This is a genomic window from Actinomycetospora callitridis (assembly GCF_028737265.1).
GTDB classification, from domain to species: Bacteria; Actinomycetota; Actinomycetes; order Mycobacteriales; family Pseudonocardiaceae; genus Actinomycetospora; species Actinomycetospora callitridis.
This window is the reverse complement of the sequence record NZ_JAQZAK010000001.1, coordinates 279,026-303,259: the sequence shown is the minus strand read 5'-3', so window position 1 is coordinate 303,259 and position 24,234 is coordinate 279,026. Positions and strand designations below refer to the sequence as shown.

The following is a 24,234-nucleotide window of genomic DNA, read 5'->3' as shown; positions in this document are numbered from 1 at the left end:
GGACCGCGCCCTGCGTCGCGCAGTTCCTTCGCGAAACGCCATTTCGGCCCGGAAGTGGCGACGTGGTGTCGTCCATCGGCACCCCGCGGGCGAGCGTCGGGTGTCTCAGGCGTCGACGGCGTCGTCCGCCTTCGCGGCGCCTCGGGAGCCCATCGGCTGCGGGGGCCCGCGCGTGGTGTCCTGCTCCGTCTGGTACTCGGCCTCCGAGTTCACCTCGGCGCCGAGCAGCACGATGTAGCTGGTCAGGTAGAGCCACAGCAGGAACACGACGACGCCGGCGAGGGCGCCGTAGGTCTTGTTGTAGCTGCCGAAGTTGTCGACGTAGAGGCTGAAGGCCACGCTGCCGACGACCCACAGCAGCGTCGCGACGACCGACCCCGGGGTCACCCACCGGAAGCGCGGGGCGTCGCGGTCCGGGGCCACGCGGTACACCACGGCGAGCCCGAGGACGACGAGCCCGACGAGCAGCACCCAGCGCACGACCTGCGCGAGGATGCGGCCCGCCGTCCCGAGTCCGTCGAGCAGGACCGGGGCGACGGCCACGAGCGCGACGGCCACGACGACGAACAGGATCGCTCCGACCGTCAGCGCCAGCGCGAGGGCCCGCAGCTTCACGGCGCTGCGGCCCTCGTCCTCGTCGTAGGCGATGTTGATCGCCGCCATCAGGTTCTGCGTGCCGCTCGACGCGCTGAACAGGGCCGCGAGCACCGAGATGACGAGCCCGACGGTCAGGCTCCCGGTGCCGGCGTTCACGACCGACGCGATCTGGCCGACCACCAGGTCCCGGGCACTGGCGGGCAGCGCCGAGCTGAGGTTCTCGATCGTCGCCGCGACCTGGGCGGGGTCGGCGACGAGCCCGTAGAGCGACACGAGGGCGATGAGCGCCGGGATGATCGCGAGGAAGCCGAAGAAGGCGACACCGCCCGCGAGCATGCTCACGTTGTCGGCGCTGCTCTCGGCGAAGGCGCGGCGGACGATCTGCCACCAGCCACGCGCCGGCACCTCCTGCGGAGATCGCGCGCGTGCCCCGGGCACGCCCGGCGCCTCGCCGGAGGTCCCGGTCGCGGGCACCGGTGGGCGGCGGGACGGGCCGTCCTGGTCGGGACTCCGCACGATCTGGCGGACGACGAGCACGGCGGAGAGCAGTCGGATGACGGCACCCACGATGGCCCTCCTCGGGGATCGGATGCCGCCGCAGATACCCGATACGTGCCCGGTCCCACCATCGAGTGGTGTGACGCCTCCGCGCCGCCGGGCCGGACACGACGAACGGGGGACGAAACGGTTACCGCCGACGCCGATCGGGGACCACGGGTATTCCGCGACCGATTGAGGAGAAGGAGAACCGTATGCCACCCGCATCGTCCGGAGGCGGTGGATTCAATATTCTGCAGAGCCTGCAGAATGCCTTCACCACCCTGCTGAACTACGTACCGAACATCATCGGTGCGCTGCTCGTCCTGCTCATCGGTTACATCATCGCGCGGCTCCTCCGGGCCGGGATCACGAAGCTGCTGCGGCGCGTCCGCCTCGACGAGCGGCTGACCCACGGCCGCGGTGGCGAGTACGTCGGACGCTTCTCCCCCGACGGCAGCCCGTCCAAGCTCGTCGGTCTGGTCGTGCAGTGGGTGCTGCTCGTCTTCGTCATCGTCTCCGCGGTCGGGACGCTGAACATCCCCGCCGTCACCGGGTTCGTGAACCTGGTGCTCTCGTACCTGCCGAACGTCCTCGCCGCCGTGCTGATCTTCCTGGTCGCCGCGGCGATCGCCGCCGCCGTCGGTGGACTCGTGCACCGCACCATGGGCGACACGCCCACCGGCCGGGTGGCGCGCAGCGCCGCCCCGACGCTGGTCATGGCCATCGCCGTCTTCATGATCCTCAACCAGCTCGGCATCGCGCAGACGATCGTCACCGCCACCTACATCGCCCTGATCGGCGCGGTCGCGCTGGGCTCGGCGCTCGCGTTCGGTCTCGGCGGGCGTGACGCCGCCGCCGACCTGATCAACTCCGGCTACCGCAAGGCCCAGCAGCAGTCCGACCAGGTGCAGCGCGACATGCAGGTCGGGCGCGAGCGGGCCGAGGCGGACGCCCGGGCCCACGCCCCGAGCGGGATGCGCGGCAACGGGCACGACGGTGCTCACGACGGGGGGGCTCCCCCGACCGCGCCGACGCCGCCGCAGGGGACGGCCGTCCCCGGGGGCAACCCGTACGCCCAGCCCGGTCAGGCGGGTCCGGCGACCCGGCCCGGCGACCCCTACGGCGCCGGCGCCACCGAGCCCGTGTCGCCCGGCACCCCGCCGGGAGGCGCTCCTCGGCGCTGACGCCCCGACGACCCGCACGACCGCCCCGGCGCGCCCCGCGTGCCGGGCGGTCGTGTGTCCGGCGGCGTCGCGACGACTCCGCCGGGAGTGCTGCGGAATGCTTCGGTTGCGGGAACGTCAGGTCGGCGGCGCGAGCTCGTGACGCGCGCCGACCCACGTCGCGATCCGCTCCGCGGCGAGCGCGTTGCCCGTGGGTTCCCCGGGCGCGATCGCGCCGCCGAAGTGCGTCCCGCGCACGCTCTCGTGCGTGAGGTCGGTGCTGCCGAGCGCGGCGACCATGCGGCGCGAATCGGACGGGAAGGCGGCCTGGTCGCCGGTGAGCTCGAGGAACAGCGTCGGCACCGTGACGCCGGGCGCGCACCGCACGAAGTCGGCGTTCGAGCTCAGGCCCGACCACGTCGAGAGCCACGCCTCCGGCGTCGTCAGCCGGCCGAACCCGACCTGCCCGTAGTTGATGAGGTCGGGCCGGGCGCCGAAGAGCGAGCCGTAGGGCCGGTCGCTCGGGTCGAGCGAGAGGTCGACCGTGCGGGGGTCGGCGTCGGTGCGGAACACCGTCATGATCTCCGGCGCCAGCGCCCGACGACGATCCGCGACCGCACCCGTGCGCTTGTGCAGGGCCCGCGCCTCGGCGGTGCGGGCGAGGTGCGCCTGGGCCCGTGCGTCGAGGCGGGCGACACGCGCGACCTGCGCCGCCCGGTAGCGCTCGAGGAACTCCGCGGAGTACGAGGCGCTGGTGGGCGGCTCGGCGAAGCCGTTGCGGGGGTCGAACGCGTCGAGCTCGGGCACCGCGGCGAGGGGGTCGGTCTCGTCGGCGACCGAGGGGTCGATGCAGCCGAGCAGCAGGCGCCCCTGCCCCGGGTGCGGAGCGAGGAACACGACGCCGTCGACCGTCGGCATCGTCGCGTCGGCGAGCGCCGTCGGCCGCCCGCCCGGCGTCGTCGCGATCCGGTCGGCGCCCGCCAGCCCGGCCTGCTCGAGGTAGAAGGCGAAGAGCGTGCCGCCGCCGGAGTGCCCGAGCGGGACGATCGAGGTGTAGCCCTGCTCGCGCAGGAGCACCATGCCGGCCGCGACGTCGAGCAGCGCCTGCTCGTGCACCAGCGTCAGGTCGTTGTTGACCGAGCGGGTGTGCTGGGTCCACACCGCCGTCCCGGCCGCGAGCAGGTGTGGGACCAGCGCGTGATGGGTGACGTCCTGGCGCGGGTGCACCAGGGCGACGACCGTCCGCGCGCCCGGCACCGTCGCGAGCACACCGCGCACCGTGGCGCCGTCGGCGGTGGTCAGCTCGTGGACGCTCGTGACCGTCGCGGCCGGACGCTCGTCCACCGCGACGTAGCGCCCCGCACCGAGGCGGGTCGGAGCGCTCATGCCGGGTCGACCCGCAGGGCGTCCTTGTCGTGCTGCACCACCGTGCCGCCGGCCACGCCCGCGATGCAGCTGTACCAGACCGCGTGCCGGCAGCCGGTGGCGCGACGGTCGACGACGATCGACTCGTCGGCGGTGATCTCGAAGTACGGGCCAACCCTGCCGACGGCCGCGCCCGCCTCCGCCGCGACCTTGGCCACCGACGTGTTCTCGGGGACGTCGAGGACGTAGAACGCGGTCATCGGTCGGCCTGCGCGAGCTCGCGCTGCGCCTGCTCCCACGCGCCGGCCCGCTCGACGATCAGCTCGGCCTTGCGGGCGAGGAGCTTGCCGAACGACGGCTCGGGCTCGGCGACCACGTCGAGCAGCGCGTCGATCGTCAGGGTCGCGTCGAGGTCCTCCTGCGGCGTCACGGGACGCATCGCGCGGGTGAACTCGACCATGTAGCCGTTGGGGTCGTGCGTGTAGATCGACTCGATCGTCTCGTGCTGGATCTGCATCTCGACCGGCCACGAGGAGTCGTCGAGCCGTCGGCGGTACTCGAGGAGGTCGTCCTGGTCGTCGACGTGGATGGCGAGGTGACGCGAGCGCACGAAGAACTCCGGCACCTCGGGCCCGAAGCCGGCGTAGACGTCGCCGCGCGCCTGGTCGTGGATCGGCTCGAGGCCGAAGTAGTAGAAGAACGCGATCCGGTCGTCGTTGCCGATGTCGAAGAAGAAGTGGATGAAGTCCGGGTGGTCCTCCGGGCCCCAGCCCGCGGCACAGATCGAGTGCACGACCGGGAAGCCGAGGACGTCGCGGTAGAAGCGCACCGTCCCGGCGGGATCGAACGTCGGGAACGCCGTGTGGTCCACGCCGCGGACCTTGTGCTCGAGTGTCATCGTCGAACCTCCTGCCCTCAGGCTAGGAGAGCTCGACGCAAGCGTCAATCTTTCGACGTTGTCGTCGTACCGCGCTGCCTGGGAGTAGTCCGGTGATAGGGCCGAACTATCACCGGGCGCGATCTTTCGTCTTTGACCCGCGCTACGGCACCTCCTTGACTGGTCCGGGGCCGCACCGGGCGGCCCGACCCCGGGGAGGAGGTCCGGCGTGCCCGCGTTCGTCGACCGCACGAGAGCCGGCAGTGTCGTCCGTCTGACCCTGTGCCACGAGAGCCGCGGCAACGCCGTGTCGGTCGACCTCCTCGAAGACCTCGACCGTCGGCTCGAGGAGATCGAGGCCGACCACTCGGTCCGCGTGGTCGTCCTGACCGGCCGGGGCCGCGCGTTCTCGGTGGGTGCCGACCTCGCGGCTCCCCCCGAGCAGCGGTGGCTGCGGCGGGACACCGTCGCCGCCGACCTGTCCCGGCTCCGCCGAGCGACGCGCATCGTCGAGCGCCTGCACCTCCTGCCGTCGGTGACCGTGGCGGCGGTCAACGGGGCCTGCGCGGGCGCCGGCCTCGCGCTCGCCCTGGCCTGCGACCTCCGTGTCGCCACCTAGGGGGCGGTGGTCAACACCGCCTTCCTCAGCGCCGGGCTGCCCGGCGACTTCGGCGGGATCTGGTTCGCGACCCGCATGCTCGGTGCCGCCCGCGCCCGGGAGCTCTTCCTCCTGCCGGGCAAGCTCTCGGCGTCCGCCGCGGCGGACGCCGGCCTGGTCTCGCGGGTCGTTCCGGACGACGGTCTCGAGGCGGCGACCGACGACCTCGCCCGCCGCCTCGCGGCGAACGCCCCGGGTGCCGCACGGGCGATGAAGCAGAACCTGCAGACGGCCGCGACGACGACGCTCGCCGACTACCTCCGTGTGGAGAGCGAGCGCATGGTCGCCGGCTTCCACGGCGACGAGGCCCCCGAGGCGGCCCGGGCGTTCCTCGAGCGCCGGACGCCGGTTTACGCCGACGGCAAGGAGGTCGCCGCCGGGACGTGAACGACGCCCGCGGCGGCGAGCGCGTCCACCTCGTCCGGGGTGCAGCCGATCTCGGCGAGGACGTCCGCGGTGTGCTCCCCGAGCGCAGGGGCGTGGCGCGCCCGAGCCGGCCGGCCGTCGCCGTCCCGCCAGGGCACACCGACGACGCGGTGGGGACCCGCTGCCGTGGAGACCTCCGTGAAGATGCCGGTGGCCAGCACGTCGGGGTTGCGCTCGACCTGCTCGTAGGAGTCGATCGACGCGGCGACGAGTCCGTGGCCGACGAGCAGGTCGAGTGCCGCACGGCGGGGCATCGCCCCGAACGCGACGGAGAGCTCGGCGAGCAGGGCGTCCCGGTGGACGACGCGGTCGGCGTTCGTGGCGAACCGCGGGTCCTCGGCGAGGTCCGGTCGCTCCAGGACGGCGCACAGGCGCGCGAAGTGGGCCGGGGTGTAGGCCGACACCACGATCGGTCCGTCGGCGGTGTCGACGAGATCGGCGGCGGGCGCCACGGTCGGCTGCCCGTTCCCCTTGCGGCTCGGTGGCTGACCGGTGGCGAAGTACTCACCCCACACCGTGCCCTGCAGAGCGATCGCCACCTCGAGCAGCGACACCTCCACGTGCCGCCCCTCACCGAAGCGCAGCCGGCCGATGTAGGCGGCGAGCACCGCCTCGGCGAGCACGTGTCCGGCCGCGGCGTCGACCACCGGGAAACCGACGCGCTGCGGGGGTCCGCCCGACTCGCCGGTGATCCACATGATCCCGCTCTCCGCCTGCGCCGCGATGTCGAAGCCAGGACGGTGCGCCGACGGCCCGGACCGGCCGAAGCCGGTGACCGTGCCGTACACGACCGTCGGGTTGGCCCGCCGGACGGCCGCCGGGCCGAGGCCCGCGGCGTCGAGGGCCCCGTGCCGCGAGTTCTGCAGCACGATGTCGGCGCGTTCGACGAGCCGCTGCGCGAGACGGCGACCGTCCGCCGAGCGCAGGTCCACCGCGATCGCGCGCTTCCCGCCGTTGTGGGTCCGCACCATCGCGTCGCCGTAGACACCGATGTGCCGTGCACCCTCCCCCGCGACCGGTTCGAGCTTGACGACGTCGGCACCCATCTCCACGAGCGCCTGGCCCGCGACGGGAGCAGCGATGAACTGGCCGAGGTCGACGACCCGGACCCCGGAGAGCGGGGCGGTCACGCGGTCGCCCGCTCGAGCCGGGCGGCGTCGCGCTCCGGGTCGATCAGCGGGACCGAGAGCAGGCCCCCGACGACGATGACCACGCCGCTGATGGCGAACCCGACCCCGTACCCGGCCGCGCCGCCACCGGCGCCCTCGACGGCGAAGCCCAGGACGAGCGGGGCGATCACCCCGGCCATGCTGTAGATCGCCACCAGGACGCCGAGCACCGCGCCCCGGTGGGCCGGGTCGACCAGGTCGGCGACGACGGTGAGCGCGACGCCGTAGGACGCCGAGTTCAGCGAGAACGCCAGGACGGTGAACACCATCTGGGCGAGGCCCGGCCCGACGACGGTGAGGAGGACCATGCACGCCCCGCCCGTGACCACGAAGGCGGCCGAGAGCCAACCGCGCGCGATGCGGCGGGCGACGCCCCGGGCGACCATCCGGTTCGACAGCAGTCCGGCGCCGATGGCCGCGACCGCGGCGACGGCGTACGGGAGGGTGACCAGCCGGCCGGCGCTCGTGGTGTCGTAACCGAGGCCCTGCTCGAGGTACAGCGGCAGCCAGGACACCCGCAGCGTCGTGGTCCAGTAGCCGACGAAGGTGAGCAGGCCGACGCCGAGGATCGTCGGGGTGGCGAGCTGCCGGCCCACGAGGCGCCAGTCGGTGCGCTTCCGGGGAGCGTCCGCCGCGGCCGTCTCCTCCGGGGAGGGCCGGCCGAGGACGGCCCACGCCACCACCCACAGCAGGCCGAGGACGATCAGGACGCCGAACGCGGCGTGCCAGCTCCACGCCACGATGACCCAGGTGAGCACGGGTGCGGCGACGAGCGGGCCGACGGAACTGCCGGCGCTGATGACCCCGGCCGGCAGGGCCCGCTTCTCGGCCGGGAACCACGAGTGCACGACGTGGGTGGCGAGCGCGTAGGCCGGACCCTCGGCGAACCCGAGCACGACGCGGCAGGCGAGCAGGACACCGAAGCTCACCGGCGTCAGCAGCGGCACCATCGTGAGCACCCAGACGACCATGAGCGCCGGCATGAGCCAGCGCGTGGAGACCCGGATGCTCAGCGCGCCGACGATCAGCGCACCGGCCGCGAAGAGCCAGAAGAAGGCGCTCTGCACCAGGCCGAACTCGGCCGGACCGATGCCGAGGTCGCGCATGACCCGGCTCCCGGCGAAGCCCAGGACGGACTTGTCGGCGAAGTTGAGGACCATGAACGCGAAGGCGAGCGCGGTCGCCGTCCACGCTCCACGCCGGACGCCGGCGGAGGTCCGGCCCGGGGTGGCGACGTCGACGTCGGGCGTGGGCGGCATGGGGGTGCTCCCGCGGATCGAGAGACCGCGCGGTGTGCGCGATGTGTGGCGCAAGTCAAGGACACTGCTTCGACAGGGTCAAAGACGTGCTGAGCGGCCCACTGATCGGCGATGCCTATCGATCCTCGTGGGCGGGCACGGGCGGGTCCGAGGCGAACCCCGACCGCAGTCGGTGACGCACCGACCGCTCGGTGGAGGCCGCCGCCTCGATCAGGCCTGCCCCGGCCCGGCGTCGCCGGTCGACCGCCCGGCTCCACGACGCGACGCCGTCGCGGGTGTGGGCCAGGAACGCCGCGGCCGCCGCGGTGAGGGCGCCCGGGCGGTGGAGCAGGCCCACCTCCCGGGTCAGGGGCGGATCCAGCTCGCGCACCACGGCGTCGTGCAGCCGCGCGTCGAGAGCGAGACGCAGCGGCACCACGGCCGCGCCCGCGCCGTTGAGGACCATCGGGATGACGGCGCCGCGCTGTGGGACCTCGACCGCGACCGACGGCTCGACCCCGTGGGCGCGCAGCGTCGACTCCACCCACTCCCGCGTGGTCGCGTGCCGCTCCCCCATCACGAGGGGGACGCCGCTCAGGGAGGGCAACGACACCGTCGGCGGGAGCGCCTCCTCGGTGCCGGGCGGGGTGATCAGCACGAAGTGCTGGGTGAGGAGCCGCTCCTGGGTCAGGTACTCCTCCGGCAGCGGCAGGACCGTCACGCCGATCTCGCACTCGCCCGTGCGCACCAGGTCGGCCACCTGTGCCGCGTAGCCGCGTTCCTCGACCCGGGCCGTGACCCCACGGTTGGCCACCCGGAACCGCGCGACCCAGATCGCGGTCGGGTCGGCGGAGAGGTCGGCGAGCGAGGCCACGTCGAGCCGGCCGGCCTCCACGTCGGCGACCTCGCGGACGGCGTCGTGGGCGGCGTCGAGGGTCCGCAACATCTGGCGGGCGGGACCGATCAGTGCTTCCCCCGCGGGCGCGAGCACGAGCCGGCGACCGATGCGGTGGAAGAGGTCCGCCCCGAGATCGTGCTCGAGCTTGCGGATGGCCTGGCTCAGCGACGGCTGGGCGACGTGCAGGGCAGCAGCCGCCCGGTGTACGCCCCCTTCCTCGACGACGGCGAGGAAGTAGCGGAGTTGCCGCAGGTCCACGTGGCGACCGTACGGCGTTCCGTCGGTCGGAGCGGGCGCCTCAGTGCCCGTCCGAGCCCTTCGTGATCACGCTCTCCAGGTAGTCCAGGTCCTGGCGCAACAGCCGCAGCGCGGCCGCGGGGTCGTCGGGACGCGGCGCGTCGGGCGTGCGGTCGGGGGCCTGCGCGACCAGCGCGAACGCCATCTCCGCCATCTGCTCCGCGACCTCCTCGGGCGACTGCGGACCCGCGGGGTTGAACCACCACGCGACCCAGTTGCACATGCCGATCAGGGCGAGCGCGGTCGTCCGCACCGGGCGCGGGCGGAACTCGCCGCTGCGGACGCCCTGGTCGACGATGCGACCGAACCCGTCGAGCACGCGGCGCTTCGCGGCCTCGTGGGCGACGGCGAGGTCGTCGGGGAGCTCCGACTCCGACCGGATCACCAGCTGGAACCGCGCCGCGTGCCGGGCCTGCTGCCCGGCGATGAGCCGGACGAGCTCGCGCAGTTTGGTCGGCGCGTCGGCGTCGCGGTCGGCGATCTCCTCCGTGGCCGCCGCCGGGGCCTCGGTGATCTCGGTGACGAGCCGCGCGAGCAGCTCGTCCTTGTTCTTGACGTAGTAGTAGAGCGACGGCCGCGTCATGCCCATGGCGTCGGCGATGTCCTGCAGGCTCGTACCCGCGAAGCCGCGCTCGGCGAAGAGCCGCGTGGCCTGCTCGTAGATCTGGGCCTCGACCAGCTCGCGACGAGGCCTCCGGACAGGGGCCTCGTCCGACTGTCCCGGCGCGCTCATGAGCGGTGACGATACGGCGGGCACCTGCGCCCACGCTCGGGGCAGACAGGGAGCGAGACATTCACAAGTAGCTCCTTGCACAAATGGAAACTTGTCGTCAGACTCGGCAGGTGCCTCCCTCGCCCACGGCTCCCGAGCACGACCTCGACACGGCTTTCGCCGCCCTGAGCGACCCCGTCAGGCGCTCCTTGGTGACTCGTCTCGCCCACGGCGACGCGACGGTCGGAGAGCTCGCCCAGCCGTTCAGCCTGACCCAGCAGGCGATCTCCCATCATGTCGCCGTCCTGCGCCGCTGCGGCCTCATCGAGCAGCGGCGCGAGGGCACCCGGCGGCCCTGCCGCCTCCGGGTGCAGAACCTCACGCTGCTCCGGACGTGGATCGACGACCAGCGCCAGGTCTGGGACGACCGGCTCGACGCCCTCGAGCAGCACCTCGACCGTGAACGCCCCCACCAGCGCGGCGGGGCGGGTCGTTGAGCGCCGGCGCCACGCTGCACGGCGACGAGCTGATCGCCCGACGCCACCTCGCGGCAGACCCCGAACGCGTCTGGGTCGCCTTCACGTCCCCCGAGGGCATCGCGGCGTTCTGGGGCGGCACGCACGCGACCGTGGCACCCGCGTCCGTGACCGTCGATCCACGCCCCGGTGGCGAGCTGGCGCTCGAGACCCGCGGGCCCGACGGCTCGAGCCGATGGCTCCGATTCGTCTACATCAGCGTCGCCGCCCCGCGTGAACTCGTCTTCGACGAGCCGGTGACCGGCCTGCGGACCACGGTCACCCTCGACCCCGTCGGCGACGGCACCGATCTCACTGTGCAGCAGCGTCGTCTGCCTCCCGAACTGCGCACGGCCCGGGCGGCCGACGGGCTCGCTGCGATCCTCGACGCCCTCGCAGCACACCTGGAGCAGGGCGAGACCGGACCGGGACCCGAAGCACCATGAACGCTCACTACGCACAGATCGACGCCGACCAGATGATCGAGGAGAAGCGCGTGACAGGCATCGCGAGCACCATCGACGGGGCGACCCAGCGCGACGTCGTCGCGCAGTACTTCGACGGTTTCCGGACCAGCGACCATCCGCGGATCCTGGCCACTCTCGCCGACGACGTCGAATGGGTCATCCACGGGCACCGCACCACCATCGGCAAGTCGCAGTTCGACAGCGAGATCGAGAATCCCGCTTTCACCGGCAGTCCGGAACTGGATGTCCAGCGCGTCCACGAGGACGGGAACGTCGTCGTCACCACCGGCGAGGGTCGTGGCGCGACGGTCGAGCACGGGCCGTTCCACTTCGCCTTCAACGACGTGTTCACGTTCCGCGACGGCCTCATCGCCCGCGTCGACTCCTACGTCGTCCCGCTGACCTGAACGGCAGGGGACAGGGGACTCACCGGGGTGCTTCCGCCCCTGCTCTCCCTGCGAGCAGCAGGCCGGCGTCAGGCAGCTCCGTCGGCAGGCCCAGCGCACGGAGCAGACAGAACGCACCGGCGGTCGCGGCCGAGAGCACCGGGAGCCCGAGCTCGGCCTCGGCGACGGCCACCAGTGGCAGCGAGGGCATCTGGACGCAGCAGGAGATCACCAGGGCGTCGGCGCCGGACAGGTCGAGCCCGCGGACGGCGCTGAGCACCCGGTCGCCCGGGATGCAGCCGACCTCGGCGTTGTCGCCGACCTCGAGCGCCACCCAGTCGACGACCTCGACGCCCTCCGCCTCGAGGTACGCGACGACCAGCTCGGCCAGCGGCCGCAGGTAGGGCATGACGAGCGCGACCCGGTGGTACGACGCGGCGGCGAGGGCCTCGACCAGGGCGCCGGCGCTCGACACCAGCCCGGCCGGCAGACCGCGCTCCGCGAGCTGCGCGGCGACCTCCGTCTCGACCCGCCGGTGCTCGCCCGCGCCCTGCGCCATGACCGCGACGAGGCAGGCGTAGAGCAGCGCGTCGACCCCGGCGTCGGCGAGCTCGTCGACGCAGCGCCCGCGCTGGGCGTTCATCGCGACGAGCTCCTCGGGCGAGACCGTGTGCATGCGCATCCGGCTGCCGTGGAAGGAGAACGTGGCGCTCGCGTGGCGGGCCAGCAGGGCCGGGACCTCGGTCTCCACGGTGACGTTCGAGCTGGGGACGATCATCCCGATGCGGTGGTGGCTCACGGGTTCTCCAGACGCGTGGCGATGTCGGCGGCCATGGCCAACTTGTCGAGCTTCCCGACCTTCGTCCGCGGCAGGGCCTCCAGGAGCTCCACGCGCTCCGGCCACTTGTACTTCGCGACGTCGAGGGCGCGGAGGTGGTGCTGCAGGTCGGTGAGGGTGACGGGGGTGCCGTCGGTGGCGAGGTAGGCGCAGCCCCGTTCCCCCAGCCGCGGGTCGGGCATCGCGACGAGGGCCGCCTCGACGACGTGCGGATGGGCGAGCAGCAGCAGCTCGACCTCCTCGGCGCTGATCTTCTCGCCGCCCCGGTTGATGAGGTCCTTGATGCGGCCCTCGACCGAGAACGCGCGGAGCCCGTCGATCGTCGTGGCCTTCGCGAGGTCGCCCGTGCGGTAGAAGCCGTCGGCGGTGAAGGCCTCCGGTCTGTTGATCCCGTAGTAGGCGCGCAGCGTGTACGGGCCCCGGCAGCACAGCTCGCCCACCTCGCCGTCGGGGACCTCGTCCTCGCCCCCGGGCTCGAGCAGCCGGACCTCGTCGAGCGGGGAGATCGGTGTCCCGACCGTGGTGCGGCGCAGCTCCGGGGACGCGTCGAGCGGCGTCACCAGGAACATGCCCTCGGCCATCCCGAAGAGCTGGCCGACCGCGACGCCGTCCCGCCCGGTCGCCGCGAAGAGCTCCTCGGAGACCTTCGCGCCGGAGAGGACGACCGTGCGCAGCGACCCCGCGAGCGCGGGGTAGAGCGGGTGCTCGGGTGCGCGGTAGTGGACGTGCCCGAACAGCACCACCGTGGTGCGTTCGGCGACGAGCACCGGCATGGCCGTCTCGAGGTCGTGGTCGGTGAGCACGAGGCACGCGCCGACGCTGTGCGGGGCGTGGACGCCGCACACGATGCCGGCGTTGTGGATGATCGGGATGAGGTGACCGACGCGGTCGTCGGCACCCCAGCCGAGGAACGCGGCATAGGCCCGGGCGTTGTACCAGTACTCGGCGTGCAGGCGCGGGATCAGCTTGGGCACCCCCGTGGTGCCGCCGGAGAGCTGGAAGACCGCGACGTCGTCGGGATCGATCGCCCGCTGGATCGCCTCGACGCGTCGACGGGCCTCGGTGGGGTCGACCTCGGCGACGGGCAGGTCGCCGAGGACGAGGACGTGGCGCACCGTCGGGTGCTCGCGCGCCTGCTCGTGGGCGAACGCGACGAGGTCGGTGCCCCGCGTACCGGCCTCCACGAGGTGCGCCCGCGCGCCGACCGCCCGGCTGATGTGGGCGATCTCGTGGCCGCGGTGCGCGGCGAGGGTCGCGACCGGCACGAGCCCGGCCTTGAGCAGCGCATACCAGGCCACGACGGCCTCGAGGCGGTTCGTGATCTGGACGATCACGGGGTCGCCCGGTTGGAGGCCGAGGTCGGCGAGGCCGACGGCGATGCGGTCGGTGCAGGCGTCGAGCTCGGCGTAGGTCAGCCGTCCCTCCCCCGTCACCACGGCGGCGTTCCCGGGGTGGGCGACCGCGACGGCGTGGAACTCGTCGGCGACCGTCCGGGTCCCCCAGAGACCCGCGTCCCGGTAGGTGGCCGCGACCTCGGTCGGGAAGTACTGCTGCGTGGCGGTCATCGAGTCCCTCCCCCGTCGCTGCGCTCGCCCCGGACCTTCTTCCCGTCGCTGCGCTCGCCCCGGACCTTCTTCCCGTCGCTGCGCTCGCACCGGAACGCCACCAGGTGCGCCCGGTCCGCGGCGAGGCCGTCGGCCAGGTCGGCGCGCAGCTCGTCGGGTCCCGCGACGACGACGAGCGCGTCCGTCCGGCGGCGGAGACGCTCGGCGACCTCGAGGCGCGTGAGCAGACTCGAGCGGTCGTCCCCGCCCGTGAGCCAGACGCAGCCGGTGACCGTCCCGCCGCGACGCACCGCGTCCTCGACGACCGCCTCCGAGCCGGCGGGCCGGGCGTCGGTGCCCACGTCGAGGACGGTGGCATCGAGCGCACCAGGGTCGTCGGCGACCACCCGGGAGTCGAACCCCCGGGCCCCGACGGCGGCGTCCCCCGCGACGGGTTCCTGTCCCGGCGTCGAGGGTCGCCACGGCCGTGCGAGCACCCACTCCGCCAGGGAGTCACCGCTCGGCTCCTCCCCCGACCACTGAGCGAGCGCGGCGTGCACCACCTCGGGTGACCCCGCCGCGAACCGATCGAGCGGCACATTGCCGGATCGGCTCATGTAGGCGACCAATAGTTGCTCGACCGGGAGCTCGAGACGCTCCGGGAACGTGTCCCACCACCGCCGCGAGCGTTCCGCGATGTCCTGGATGCGACCGACCGCGGGACGGCGCGCCTCGGCGTACGCGGTCAGGGCCGCGTCGAGGTCGTCCCCGGTGTCCAGGGCCGTGACCAGCGCGATCGCGTCCTCCATCGCGAGCTTCGTCCCCGAGCCGACGGAGTAGTGCGCCGTGTGCGCCGCGTCCCCGAGCAGCACGGTGCGCCGGTCGTGCCAGCGCGCGCAGCGCACCGTCCGGAACCGCAGCCAGCGCGTCCGGTTCCCGATCAGCCGGTGCCCGTCCAGGTGCGGCGCGAACACGTCGGAGAGGTAGTCGAGCGCGGCGTCGTCGGAGGCGTCGGCCGGCGTGGTCTCGGTGCTCTCCCTGAACCCCGCCTTCCGCCACGTCGCCTCGTCGGTCTCGACGAGGAACGTGCTGCGGTCCGGCGCGTACGGGTAGGCGTGCGTCACGAACACGCCGTGCTCCGTGCGCTCCGGCGCGAACAGCGCATGGTCCAGGGCGACGTCCGTCCCGGCCCACAGGTACCAGCCCGTCCCGGGCTCGACCTCGGCGCCGAACGCCTCCGGGGACGCCGAGCGCGTCGCGCTCCCCACCCCGTCCGCGGCGATCACCAGGTCGGCGTCGAGCTCGTCGGCGGTGCGCCGCACCCCGAACTCGAGCTTCACCCCGGCGTCCTCGGCGTGGCGCTGGAGCACGCTCCGGAGGTCCGCGCGCCCGACGGCGACCAGGCTCGACACGCTCATCCCGGCCTCCCGGGCGCCGACGCGCATCCGCATGTCGTGGGAGTAGGAGCCCGCGAGGATGTCGCGCAGGGTCGCGGGGTCCGCCTCCTCGAGGCGACGTTGGGTCCGGGCGGCCAGCCCGACCCCGAAGCCGAAGGTCTCGTCGGGCACGCCCTGCTCGTGCACGACGACCTCGGTCCCGGGACGGGCGAGCTTCAGCAGCCGTGCGGCGTAGAGCCCGCCGGGGCCCCCACCGAGCACGGCGACGCGGTGCAGCATCTCCGGGTGCTCCTACCGGCCCGCGTCGGCGAGGACGCGGCTCGCGCGAGTGATGTCGTCGACGTGGTCGACCGGGACGACCGCGGTGGAGATCGCGGTGAAGCAGCCCGGGCAGCAGTACTGGCGGAACTGCACGGCCTGGTCGACGTAGAAGTCGGCGTCGGGCGCGATCTGCGGTCCGGCGTCGGTGGCCGGGCCCTCGTAGCGCACGAGGTCCAGCGCGCCCTCCGTGCCCGTGCCGAGCAACGTCGCGCAGTGCCGGCACGCCACCTGCTGGTCCGCGCCCGCCCCGACCGTGACGAGGTTGTCGTCGAGGCGACGCCCGCCGGAGACGTCGATGGTGGCGCGCCGACCAACACCGGACACGGCACGCGACCGCCGCGCGTCCCGCATCTCCCCCCGCAGCCGCTCGGTGGCCGGGAGGTCGGGGGCACCGCTGCCGTCGAGGACGACGCCGTAGGCCGCCGGCGCGTTCTGCGCGCCGACCTTGAGCTCGCGCACGTCGCGGGCGACGTCCTCGGGGTCACGGGTCAGGGGGTCGCCGTACCCGCCGCCGCCCTGCCAGAACATCGTGAACACCTCGCCGGGAGCCACGTAGGTCTCGCCGTAGCAGGGACAGGTCTCCTGCTCGCCGCCGATCTCGTCGAGGTCCGCGGGCAGCCGCCCGTCGGCGAGCACGGCGGACAGGTCGCTGCCGCGCGCGATCCGCTCGACGCCGGTGTTGCCGGGGTAGCCGCCGGCCAGGCCGTTGTTCTGGCTGACGGCCTTGCCCGCCGACGCCAGCACGAGACCGATCGGGAAGCTCGTCCCGTGCGGGGTGATCGCCATCGACGCGGACACCCCGCCGCGCCGCCGGCCCGGGCCGCCGGAGTCGGGCTCCTCGCGGCGCCACAGCGCGAGCACCGGGTAGAGGAACTCCGTCATCTCGACGTCCGGCACCCGCCCCATCGGGATGCAGAACAGCCCTCCGGTGTCCATGCCGTCGGCCTCGGGCTGCGCGCCGTAGCCGCCGGCCATCGGGTCCATCATGATCGACAGGAACGGGTTCGGGACCGGCCCGCGCTCGTCGAGACCCGCGATGACGGCCGTGTCCCAGGTACCGCAGCACGTCGCCTGGACGTGCATGCCCGGCTCCGGCGACTGGTCGAGCATCTGCGAGAGGCACTCGGCGACGAGGTTGCCGGTGAGCCAGGCGGGCCCGATCGGGCCGCGGCTGACCGCCGCCGGGAAGCTCGCGTTGTTGATCGTGCCTTCCTCGGCGACGAGGTCGAAGCAGCGCATCAGCCCGCCCGCCGACCACGGGATGTCGCCCGCGAGCAGCGGCAGCAGGGCGAGCATGACCCCGCCGCGCATGCCCGCGTAGGTGCAGTTGATGACGCCGGTCTGCGGGTCGGTGCCGGTGAAGTCGAACGTCAGGTGGTCGTCGTCCTTGGACATCGCCACCGTGATCTTGTGCAGGTTCCGGTCGCCGGTGTGGGACTGGTCCTGGTAGCCGGTGGCGCGCCACGTGCCGTTCGGCAGGCCGCGGAGCTTGCCGCGCAGGCGCGACTCGGCGTCGGTCATCATCCGCTTCATGACGGCCTTGACGGTGTCCGCGCCGTACTGCGCGATGACGGCGAGCAGGCGGTCACGCCCGACGGTGTTGGCGCCGACCTTCGCGCGCAGGTCGAGCCCGATCATCAGCGGCACCCGGGAGCGGCGCACCCACATGTCGGCGACGTCGTCCTGCAGGAGGCCGTCGCGCACGACCTTCGTCGGCGGGGTGGGCAGCGACTCGGAGAACACGTCCTGCGCGGCCGGGGAGAACGAGCCGAGGCCGACGCCACCCAGGTCGGGCTGGTGCGCGATCGCCGAGGTCCAGCCGAAGAGCTTTCCCTCCCAGAACACGGGCTGGTAGACCATCGCGTCGTTCTGGTGCAGCCCGCCGCCGACCCACGGGTCGTTGCACAGGAACATGTCGCCCTCGGCGATGCCGGGGTTGGTCGCGCGGTGCTGCAGGGTCCAGTAGATGGCCAGGTCGACGGCGCCGACGAGCATCGTGTTGTAGAGCCCGACCTGCACCTCCTGGCCGAGCTCGTCCGAGACCGCGAAGTCGAAGTCGTTGGCGTCGGTGACGATCGGCGAGCCGGACATGCGCTTGAGCGCCTCGCCCATCTCGTCGGTGACCGACCAGAGGCGGTGGCGCACGACCTCGTAGGTCAGCGGGTCGAGCGCGTCGATCTGCTCCTGGGTCACCGTGTGCACCGGGAGGCTCGCGGGCAACGACGCGGCGAGCGTGGCGGGGTCGACGGGGCGGCTCGAGAACCTCTCGGAGCCGGGGACGGCCATGGCCATGGGTCAGGCTCCTTCGGGAGACACGGCGTCGGAGGACACAGCGGGGCGGAGGGTGAGGTTGCCGAGCCCGTCGACGGTGCCGGTGCGTCCGGCGGGGACGACGACGGTGGTCGTCGGCACCTCGACGATCGCGGGGCCGGTGAGAACGTGGCCCGCGCGCAGGGCGGCGTAGTCGTAGACGGGGGTGTCCTCGAAGCCGCGGGTGATGTCGAGGTGCACGGGGCGCCGGCCCGTCTCGGCGGCGGCCGGGTCGGGGCCGTCGGCGGCGGGCAGCGCGGGGAGCTCCGGCGAGAACGGCAGGACGCCGCGGCCGCGCACGCGGTAGGTGATCGCCTGGACGCCGGCCTCGCGGAAGCCGGAGCCGGGGCCGAACAGCTCGGCGTAGCGGGTCTCGAAGTGGGTGGCCGCCTCGTCGAGCGCGGCCTGGTCGAGGGGTCCGCCGGTGACCGGGACCGTGACCTCGGCGAGCTGCATCGCGTAGCGCATGTCGATCTCGCGGTGGATCTCGACCGACTCGAACGTGAGCCCCTGGCGGTCGAGGCCCTGGCGCACCTGGTCCTCGAGCTGCGCGAAGTTCTTCTCCGCGCGCACGGCGTCGACGGGCAGCTGGGCGGGGTCCGACAGCTCGCTCGCGAGCTCGATGTCCGACGCCGCGAGCCCGTAGGCGGAGAACGCCGAGGCGACGGCGCCGAGCGGTACGACGACCTCGTCGACGCCGAGGTGGGCGGCGTACGCGGCGCAGAACGCGGGCCCGGAGCCGCCGAAGGCGTAGAGCACGAAGGTGCGCGGGTCGTAGCCGGCCTCGACCACGGTCTTGCGCAGCAGGTCGCCGGTCTGGGCGTTCTGCGCGGCGTGGATCGCGGCCGCGGCGTCCTCCACCGACAGCCCCAGCGGCTCGGCGACCCGGACGCGGATGGCCTCGCGCGCCCTCTCGAGGGAGAGCGCCTTGCGCCCGCCCAGCAGGCCACGCTCCGGGAGGATCCCGAGCACGAGGTTGGCGTCGGTGTTGGTCGGCTCGGTGCCGCCCTGGTCGTACGAGGCGGGGCCGGGCACGGCGCCCGCGCTCTCCGGCCCGATGCGCAGATTGCCGCCGGCGTCGACCCACGCGATCGCCCCGCCGCCGGAGCCGATGGCGTGTACGCGCAGCGTCGGGACGTTGATCGGGTGGTGGTTGATGACGGTGGTCGTCTCGCGCTCGGGACGGCCGTCGACGACGATGCCGACGAGGAACGTCGTGCCGCCGACGTCGGTGGAGATGATGTTGCGGTGGCCGAGCTTGCGGCCCAGCGCCATCGAGCCGACCACGCCACCGGTGAGCACCGAGCCGACCGTGCTGATGGCCTGCGCCGGGGCCTCCGCCGCCGCCACGGCACCGCCGTTGCTCTGCATCACCAGCAGCGGCCCGGCGAGACCGCGCTCCCGCAACGCGGACTCCAACGATGTCAGGTAGTCGCGCAATCCAGGACCGACCTGCGTGCTCATGATGGTGGTGGAATTGCGCGCGAACTCGCGGATGCGCGGACTGACCTCGCTGGAGAGCGCGACGTACACGTCCGGGTCGATCTCGTGCACGAGTTCGCGGAGGCGGCGCTCGTGCACCGGGTTGCGGAACGACCACAGCAGCGACACCGCGATCGCCCGGACGCCGTCGGCGAGCAGCGCGCGGATCCGCTCGCGTGCGCCGTCCTCGTCGAGCGCGACGACGACCTCGCCGTCGCGGTCGAGCCGCTCGACGACCTCGAGGGCGTGGCGCTTCGGGAGCAGGTGGTGCTGCTTGTCCTGTTCGAGCACGTGCTGGAGCTCGTGCGGCGAGCGCCCGAGGTAGCGGCCCTCGACGTTCATGATGAAGATCGAGTCCCGGTGCCCCTGGGTGGTCAGGAAGCCGACCTCGGGTACCTGCCGGGTCACCAGCGCGTTCAACGACGACGTCGTCCCGTGGGCGATGTGGTGCGTCTCGGCCAGCATCTCCTCCACGGGACGACCCAACTGCTCGGCGAGCAGCTCGAGCACGTCGAGCACCCCGCGCGAGTAGTCCGGCGGCGTCGACGGGGCCTTGGCCGCGACCACCGACCCCGACTCGTCGTCGAGCACCACATCGGTGAACGTGCCGCCCACGTCGACGCCGATCACGTAGGCCATGGCCACTCTCCTCGTTGAGCCGGAGCGTGACCCGAGCCACGCGTTTGACGGTGTCGTTGACTATCTGACACCAGCGAAGGCACGTCAAGGGGAGCGACGACCCCAGGAGCTCCACGCCGAGCTCCTGGGCTCAGCCACGCACGACACTTCGGTTCTCGAAGTGTCGTGCGTGGACGACTCGGTCTCCCGCCGCCGTCCGGGGCATCAGCCCTCCCCGACCTCCAGGAACGTCGTCACGACGTCGAGCACGAGCGCCGTGCGGGCCATGCCGTTGAAGTGCGTCGTGCCCGGGAAGACCGCGAGCTGCGAGGCCGGGACGCCGACGAAGTCGCCGTTGACGTCGCCGCCGCGCAGGCGCAGGAAGCGCACCGCGTGCTCGAGGTGGACCGCGTCGCAGTCGCCCACCGTCATCAGCGTGGGCGCCGCGATGCCCTCGATCTGCGCGTCGCTCCAGCCCGGTCCGCCGTCGAACGCACCGAGCTTGTCGAGCAGCCCCTGCAGGCCCTCGGGGTGCGGCGACTTCGCGCGGTAGGAGTCCGCCATCGGCGTCCCCTCGATCATCTCGACCGTCATCTCCCCGACGGCGGCGTTCTCGGGGCGCATGCCGTCGGGGGTGAAGGACACCGACGACACGACGGCGCGACGCACCAGCCCCGGGTGGTTCACCAGGAGCTCCAGCGCCACCGCGCCGCCGACGCTGAAGCCGAACACGTCGACCTGCCCGACGCCGAGGTGCGCCAGCAGCGCGACGACGTCACCCGCGAGGGCGGCACTCGAGAGCGGCCGGTCGAGGTCATTCGTGCGCCCGTGTCCCTGGAAGTCGGTCGCGATGACCCGCCGGTCCGCCGACAGGCCGGGCAGCACCGCACCGAACTGCAGGTCGATGTCGAACAGGCCGCCGTGCAGGAGCAGCAGGGGCGTGCCGTCGGCGTCCGCGGGGCCGTGGAGCTCGTAGTACATCTGCAGGTCGCCGACGGGGGCGTAGCCGGTGCTGGTCGGGGTGCTGGTCGGGGTGCTCATCGGGGGCTCCTCGGGGTGGGGCGGAGAGGGTCTCGCCCGGGCGTCGAACGACGCCGCCCCGTTTCGACAGCGGCCCCCGAGAAGTGTCGCGAGGACTTTTCTCCTCAGGCCCCGAAGGCCTCCATCCCCCTCTTGAGGGCGGGCAGCAGCAGCGTCCGCGGGGCGAGGCGCCCGCCGGCGACGGAGAGCTGGTTGACCAGCCCCGGGGTGACGCTGCGGTCGCCGCGCGCCATCGCCGCGACACCCGCCTCGGCGACGTCCGCGGCCTCTCCGACGACGAGGTCCGGCACCCGGTCGAACGCGTCGGTGCCGGCCGCCTCGGCGAACCCGGTCCGCGTGAGGCCGGGGCTGAGCGCGGTCAGGGTGATGCCGGTGCCGGCGAGCTCGGCGTGCACGGCCTCGGAGAACGACTGCACGAACGCCTTGCTCGCGGCGTAGCTCGCCGCACCCGGCAGGGGCTGGAACGCGCTGATCGAGGAGACGTTGAGGATCGCCCCGGGGCGGTCCTCGCGCACACGACGGGTGAGCGCACCGACCGCGGCCACCGTGAGGTCGTGCAGCGCGAGCACGTTGAGCCGGACCAGCCCGTCGAGCGCGGCGCGGCGCTCCGCGTCCCCGGCGAGGTCGGCGACCCGGCCGGTGACGCCGAAGCCGGCGGCGTTGACCAGACCGACCACGCGGTCGTCGTCGAGCAGGTCCCGGGTGAGGGTGAGGCCCGCGTCGGTGCCGAGGTCCGCGGCGTGCACCTCGGAGGCTTGCCCGGAGACCGCGCGCAGCTCCCCGGCGAGCTCGGTCAGCGCGTCGCCGCGACGGGCGACGAGCACGGTCGGGTGGCCGCGCCCGGCGAGCACCCGGGCGACGGCGGCACCGATGCCCGACGAGGCTCCGGTGACGAGGACGGCGGCGTCGGGTCCCGGCGGCGGCAGCGACATGGCGGTCGAGTACCCGCTCGGGTTGCGTTCGACCGCGCTCGAAGGCCTAGCGTCGAGGAGTGCCAGGATCGATCATGGGAACGGCCGTGCGCCGTGTCGAGGACCCCGAGCTCCTCCGCGGCCACGCCACGTACGTCGACAACATCGTGCCGGACGGAGCGCTGCACTGCGTCTTCGTCCGCTCCCCGCTCGCGCACGCCCGGCTGGGCGCCGTGGACACCGCGAAGGCGCGCGAGGCACCGGGCGTGGTGACGGTCCTGACCGGCGAGGACCTCACGGATCTGCCCGACCACCGCCCGTTCATGGTGCTCAACGACGACTGCGCGCGCCCCCTGCTGGCCCGCGGCAAGGTGCGTTTCGTGGGCGACACGGTCGCGGCGGTCGTCGCCACCACGCGCGCCGCCGCCGTGGACGCCGCCGAGCTCGTCGAGGTCGACTACGACCCGCTCGAGCCCGTCGTCGACCCCGAGGCCGCGCTGGCCGACGGGGCGCCGCTGCAGTTCGAGGAGCTCGGCAGCAACCTCGCCGCCGGCGTCCGCGACCCCGACGACGTCGCCCCGCTCGAGGGGGCCGACGTCGTGGTGCGCGCGCGGATCGTCAACCAGCGCCTCGCCGTGGCGCCGATGGAGGGGAACGCGGTCACGGCGGCGCCCGGCGACGGGTACGAGATGACGATCCACGTCTCCACCCAGATGCCGCACGGGCTGCGCGGGCAGGTCGCGCGCCAGTGGGGATGGGACCCCGAGCGCGTGCGCGTGGTCGCCCCGCACGTCGGCGGCGGCTTCGGCGGCAAGGCCGGACTGGCGCCCGAGCACGCGGTGGTGATCGAGGCGGCGCGACAGCTCAGGCGCGCGGTGACGTGGACCGAGACGCGCTCGGAGAACCTCACGGCGATGCCGCACGGCCGCGGGCAGGTGCAGTACGGCGAGCTCGGGCTGCGCCGCGACGGCACGATCGTCGGCCTGCGCGCGCGGGTGGTCGGCGACGCGGGCGCGTACGCCGGGTTCGGCGGCGCGCTCACCCTCGGGCCCACACGCAACATGGCGCAGGGCGTCTACCGCATCCCCACCATCGCCTACGACGGCGCCGCCGTGCTGACCACGACGACGCCGATGGGCGCGTTCCGCGGGGCCGGGCGGCCCGAGGCGGCGGCGATGCTCGAGCGGCTGGTGGACATGGCCGCGCACGAGCTCGACATGGACCCGGCCGCGCTGCGCCGCGCCAATTTCCTGCAGCCCGACGAGTTCCCGGTGACCACGCGCACGGGCTCCCTCTACGACTCCGGCGAGTACGAGAAGGCGCTCGACGAGGCGCTGCGCATCGCCGGCTACGACGAGCTGCGCCGCGACCAGGCGGCCCGCCGCGCGCGCGGTGACCGCGTCGCGCTCGGCATCGGGCTGGCCGTGTACGTCGAGGTCACCGCCGGTGGCGGTGGCGCGGAGTACGGCGCCGTGAGCGTCGACGACGACGGCGGCGCAACGGTGTCCGTCGGCACCTCCGGGCACGGCCAGGGCCATGCGACGTCGTTCGCGATGATCGTCGCCGACCGCCTCGGCGTCCCGATGGACCAGGTGCGCTTCGTCCAGTCCGACACCGCCTCGGTGCCGCGCGGTGGCGGCACCGGTGGCTCCCGCTCACTGCAGCTCGCGGGCTCGAGCGTGCTCGTCGCGGCCGACACCGTGCTGTCCCGGGCGCGTGAGGTCGTCGCCGCCGCACTGGAGGCCGACCCCGGCGACATCACCGCGGTGGACGACACCGGCGTCGTCGGTCTGGGCGTCGCCGGGGTGCCCGACCGCGTGCTCACGTGGCGCGAGGTCGCCGCCGCCGCGGCCGAGCAGGGCGTGTCGCTGACCGAGGTCCGCGACGAGAGCCAGCCCGGTGCCACGTACCCGTTCGGCGCGCACGTGTCGGTCGTCGAGGTCGACCTCGACACCGGCCGCGTGACGCCCGTGCGCCACGTCGCCGTCGACGACTGCGGCACCGTGCTCAACCCGACGCTCGTCGCCGGTCAGCAGCACGGCGGGCTCGCGCAGGGCATCTCGCAGGCGCTGTGGGAGGGCTTCTCCTACGACGACGACGGCAACCCGACGTCGGGAACCTTCGCCGCCTACGTGCTGCCCACCGCGGCCGAGCTCCCGACCTACGAGGTCGCGAGTACCGAGACACCGACGCCCTACAACCCGCTCGGCGCGAAGGGGATCGGCGAGGCCGCGACGATCGGTTCGACGCCCGCGGTGCAGAACGCGGTCGTCGACGCCCTCGCTCCCCTGGGCGTGCGCCACGTCGACATGCCGCTCACTCCCGAGCGGGTCTGGCGGGCGATCCACGAGGCCGAGAACGGGACCCCGGCCGACCCCTGGACGGAGCCGCCGGCGTTCTTCGCCGACCTGCCCGTGCGCGGCGCGTCGGCCGACCCGGAGGCGGCTGCAGTGGACGTCTAGGG

20 protein-coding genes and 1 pseudogene are annotated in these 24,234 nt (G+C 73.5%); 6 read left to right on the top strand and 15 right to left on the bottom strand.

Features of this window, described 5'->3' with window-relative positions:
- Positions 1-105: 105 nt before the first annotated feature.
- On the bottom strand, positions 106-1,164 hold the full coding sequence (locus PH191_RS01480; RefSeq protein ID WP_274192860.1) for a YihY/virulence factor BrkB family protein: 1,059 nt from the start codon (positions 1,162-1,164) through the stop codon (positions 106-108).
- A 185-nt stretch (positions 1,165-1,349) separates the two neighbouring features.
- On the opposite strand from PH191_RS01480, the gene PH191_RS01475 reads away from it, so the two are divergent.
- Complete coding sequence (locus PH191_RS01475; protein ID WP_274192859.1) at positions 1,350-2,321, top strand: mechanosensitive ion channel family protein; 972 nt, start codon at positions 1,350-1,352, stop codon at positions 2,319-2,321.
- A 117-nt stretch (positions 2,322-2,438) separates the two neighbouring features.
- On the opposite strand, the gene PH191_RS01470 is transcribed toward PH191_RS01475, so the two are convergent.
- Genes PH191_RS01470 through PH191_RS01460 form a run of 3 tightly spaced genes read right to left on the bottom strand, consistent with a single transcriptional unit; the run spans position 2,439 to position 4,563 of the window.
- On the bottom strand, positions 2,439-3,686 hold the full coding sequence (locus tag PH191_RS01470; RefSeq protein WP_274192858.1) for an alpha/beta fold hydrolase: 1,248 nt from the start codon (positions 3,684-3,686) through the stop codon (positions 2,439-2,441).
- Positions 3,683-3,925: a hypothetical protein gene (locus tag PH191_RS01465; RefSeq protein ID WP_274192857.1), complete on the bottom strand. Its 243-nt coding sequence runs from the start codon at positions 3,923-3,925 to the stop codon at positions 3,683-3,685. The genes PH191_RS01470 and PH191_RS01465 overlap by 4 nt, the downstream gene beginning before the upstream one ends.
- Positions 3,922-4,563: a VOC family protein gene (locus PH191_RS01460; RefSeq protein WP_274192856.1), complete on the bottom strand. Its 642-nt coding sequence runs from the start codon at positions 4,561-4,563 to the stop codon at positions 3,922-3,924. The genes PH191_RS01465 and PH191_RS01460 overlap by 4 nt, the downstream gene beginning before the upstream one ends.
- A gap of 208 nt (positions 4,564-4,771) precedes the next feature.
- Here PH191_RS01460 and PH191_RS01455 point away from each other — a divergent pair.
- Positions 4,772-5,587, top strand: a pseudogene (locus tag PH191_RS01455) (enoyl-CoA hydratase-related protein).
- On the opposite strand, the gene PH191_RS01450 reads toward PH191_RS01455, so the two are convergent.
- The 4 genes from PH191_RS01450 to PH191_RS01435 form a co-directional block, all read right to left on the bottom strand.
- Positions 5,551-6,756, bottom strand: coding sequence for a CaiB/BaiF CoA transferase family protein (locus PH191_RS01450; RefSeq protein ID WP_274192855.1), 1,206 nt, complete (start codon positions 6,754-6,756; stop codon positions 5,551-5,553). The pseudogene PH191_RS01455 and the gene PH191_RS01450 overlap by 37 nt on opposite strands.
- Positions 6,753-8,054, bottom strand: coding sequence for an MFS transporter (locus PH191_RS01445; protein WP_274192854.1), 1,302 nt, complete (start codon positions 8,052-8,054; stop codon positions 6,753-6,755). Before PH191_RS01445 ends, PH191_RS01450 begins: the two co-directional genes overlap by 4 nt.
- Before the next feature lie 115 nt (positions 8,055-8,169).
- Entirely contained in the window at positions 8,170-9,189 is a 1,020-nt protein-coding gene (locus PH191_RS01440) for a LysR family transcriptional regulator (protein WP_274192853.1), read from the bottom strand.
- Positions 9,190-9,229: 40 nt separating this feature from the next.
- A complete protein-coding gene (locus PH191_RS01435) occupies positions 9,230-9,961 on the bottom strand; it encodes a TetR/AcrR family transcriptional regulator (protein WP_274192852.1) in 732 nt (243 codons plus the stop codon).
- Positions 9,962-10,071: 110 nt separating this feature from the next.
- Here PH191_RS01435 and PH191_RS01430 point away from each other — a divergent pair, with 110 nt between their 5' ends.
- The 3 genes from PH191_RS01430 to PH191_RS01420 are packed head-to-tail and all read left to right on the top strand — an operon-like array spanning position 10,072 to position 11,329.
- Positions 10,072-10,437 (top strand): ArsR/SmtB family transcription factor, encoded by a 366-nt coding sequence (locus tag PH191_RS01430; RefSeq protein ID WP_420791733.1) that lies wholly within the window; start codon positions 10,072-10,074, stop codon positions 10,435-10,437.
- Entirely contained in the window at positions 10,434-10,901 is a 468-nt protein-coding gene (locus tag PH191_RS01425) for an SRPBCC family protein (RefSeq protein WP_274192850.1), read from the top strand. Before PH191_RS01430 ends, PH191_RS01425 begins: the two co-directional genes overlap by 4 nt.
- A complete protein-coding gene (locus PH191_RS01420) occupies positions 10,898-11,329 on the top strand; it encodes a nuclear transport factor 2 family protein (RefSeq protein ID WP_274192849.1) in 432 nt (143 codons plus the stop codon). Before PH191_RS01425 ends, PH191_RS01420 begins: the two co-directional genes overlap by 4 nt.
- Before the next feature lie 19 nt (positions 11,330-11,348).
- On the opposite strand, the gene PH191_RS01415 is transcribed toward PH191_RS01420, so the two are convergent.
- From PH191_RS01415 to PH191_RS01385, 7 genes are all read right to left on the bottom strand, one after another.
- Positions 11,349-12,107 (bottom strand): maleate cis-trans isomerase family protein, encoded by a 759-nt coding sequence (locus tag PH191_RS01415; RefSeq protein ID WP_274192848.1) that lies wholly within the window; start codon positions 12,105-12,107, stop codon positions 11,349-11,351.
- The gene (locus PH191_RS01410; protein WP_274192847.1) at positions 12,104-13,711 is read right to left on the bottom strand and encodes a (2,3-dihydroxybenzoyl)adenylate synthase; all 1,608 of its coding nucleotides are present in this window, start codon (positions 13,709-13,711) and stop codon (positions 12,104-12,106) included. Before PH191_RS01410 ends, PH191_RS01415 begins: the two co-directional genes overlap by 4 nt.
- On the bottom strand, positions 13,708-15,366 hold the full coding sequence (locus PH191_RS01405) for an FAD-dependent monooxygenase (RefSeq protein ID WP_274192846.1): 1,659 nt from the start codon (positions 15,364-15,366) through the stop codon (positions 13,708-13,710). The genes PH191_RS01410 and PH191_RS01405 overlap by 4 nt, the downstream gene beginning before the upstream one ends.
- A 12-nt stretch (positions 15,367-15,378) precedes the next feature.
- Complete coding sequence (locus PH191_RS01400; RefSeq protein WP_274192845.1) at positions 15,379-17,700, bottom strand: hydantoinase B/oxoprolinase family protein; 2,322 nt, start codon at positions 17,698-17,700, stop codon at positions 15,379-15,381.
- A gap of 3 nt (positions 17,701-17,703) precedes the next feature.
- The gene (locus PH191_RS01395; RefSeq protein ID WP_274192844.1) at positions 17,704-19,839 is read right to left on the bottom strand and encodes a hydantoinase/oxoprolinase family protein; all 2,136 of its coding nucleotides are present in this window, start codon (positions 19,837-19,839) and stop codon (positions 17,704-17,706) included.
- 204 nt (positions 19,840-20,043) lie between these two features.
- A complete protein-coding gene (locus PH191_RS01390) occupies positions 20,044-20,859 on the bottom strand; it encodes an alpha/beta fold hydrolase (RefSeq protein ID WP_274192843.1) in 816 nt (271 codons plus the stop codon).
- 104 nt (positions 20,860-20,963) lie between these two features.
- Positions 20,964-21,791: an SDR family NAD(P)-dependent oxidoreductase gene (locus PH191_RS01385; protein ID WP_274192842.1), complete on the bottom strand. Its 828-nt coding sequence runs from the start codon at positions 21,789-21,791 to the stop codon at positions 20,964-20,966.
- 74 nt (positions 21,792-21,865) lie between these two features.
- Here PH191_RS01385 and PH191_RS01380 point away from each other — a divergent pair, with 74 nt between their 5' ends.
- Positions 21,866-24,232, top strand: coding sequence for a xanthine dehydrogenase family protein molybdopterin-binding subunit (locus PH191_RS01380; RefSeq protein WP_274192841.1), 2,367 nt, complete (start codon positions 21,866-21,868; stop codon positions 24,230-24,232).
- Positions 24,233-24,234 lie beyond the last annotated feature (2 nt).

What these genes read in the sequence shown, in the direction of transcription:
- PH191_RS01400 (WP_274192845.1), bottom strand. Translation starts at nt 17,700, where the DNA reads ATGGCCATGGCCGTCCCCGGCTCCGAGAGGTTCTCGAGCCGCCCCGTC.
- PH191_RS01395 (WP_274192844.1), bottom strand. Translation starts at nt 19,839, where the DNA reads ATGGCCTACGTGATCGGCGTCGACGTGGGCGGCACGTTCACCGATGTG.
- PH191_RS01435 (WP_274192852.1), bottom strand. Translation starts at nt 9,961, where the DNA reads ATGAGCGCGCCGGGACAGTCGGACGAGGCCCCTGTCCGGAGGCCTCGT.
- PH191_RS01475 (WP_274192859.1), top strand. Translation starts at nt 1,350, where the DNA reads ATGCCACCCGCATCGTCCGGAGGCGGTGGATTCAATATTCTGCAGAGC.
- PH191_RS01390 (WP_274192843.1), bottom strand. Translation starts at nt 20,859, where the DNA reads ATGAGCACCCCGACCAGCACCCCGACCAGCACCGGCTACGCCCCCGTC.
- PH191_RS01405 (WP_274192846.1), bottom strand. Translation starts at nt 15,366, where the DNA reads ATGCTGCACCGCGTCGCCGTGCTCGGTGGGGGCCCCGGCGGGCTCTAC.
- PH191_RS01470 (WP_274192858.1), bottom strand. Translation starts at nt 3,686, where the DNA reads ATGAGCGCTCCGACCCGCCTCGGTGCGGGGCGCTACGTCGCGGTGGAC.
- PH191_RS01385 (WP_274192842.1), bottom strand. Translation starts at nt 21,791, where the DNA reads ATGTCGCTGCCGCCGCCGGGACCCGACGCCGCCGTCCTCGTCACCGGA.
- PH191_RS01460 (WP_274192856.1), bottom strand. Translation starts at nt 4,563, where the DNA reads ATGACACTCGAGCACAAGGTCCGCGGCGTGGACCACACGGCGTTCCCG.
- PH191_RS01465 (WP_274192857.1), bottom strand. Translation starts at nt 3,925, where the DNA reads ATGACCGCGTTCTACGTCCTCGACGTCCCCGAGAACACGTCGGTGGCC.
- PH191_RS01410 (WP_274192847.1), bottom strand. Translation starts at nt 13,711, where the DNA reads ATGACCGCCACGCAGCAGTACTTCCCGACCGAGGTCGCGGCCACCTAC.
- PH191_RS01420 (WP_274192849.1), top strand. Translation starts at nt 10,898, where the DNA reads ATGAACGCTCACTACGCACAGATCGACGCCGACCAGATGATCGAGGAG.
- PH191_RS01380 (WP_274192841.1), top strand. Translation starts at nt 21,866, where the DNA reads ATGGGAACGGCCGTGCGCCGTGTCGAGGACCCCGAGCTCCTCCGCGGC.
- PH191_RS01445 (WP_274192854.1), bottom strand. Translation starts at nt 8,054, where the DNA reads ATGCCGCCCACGCCCGACGTCGACGTCGCCACCCCGGGCCGGACCTCC.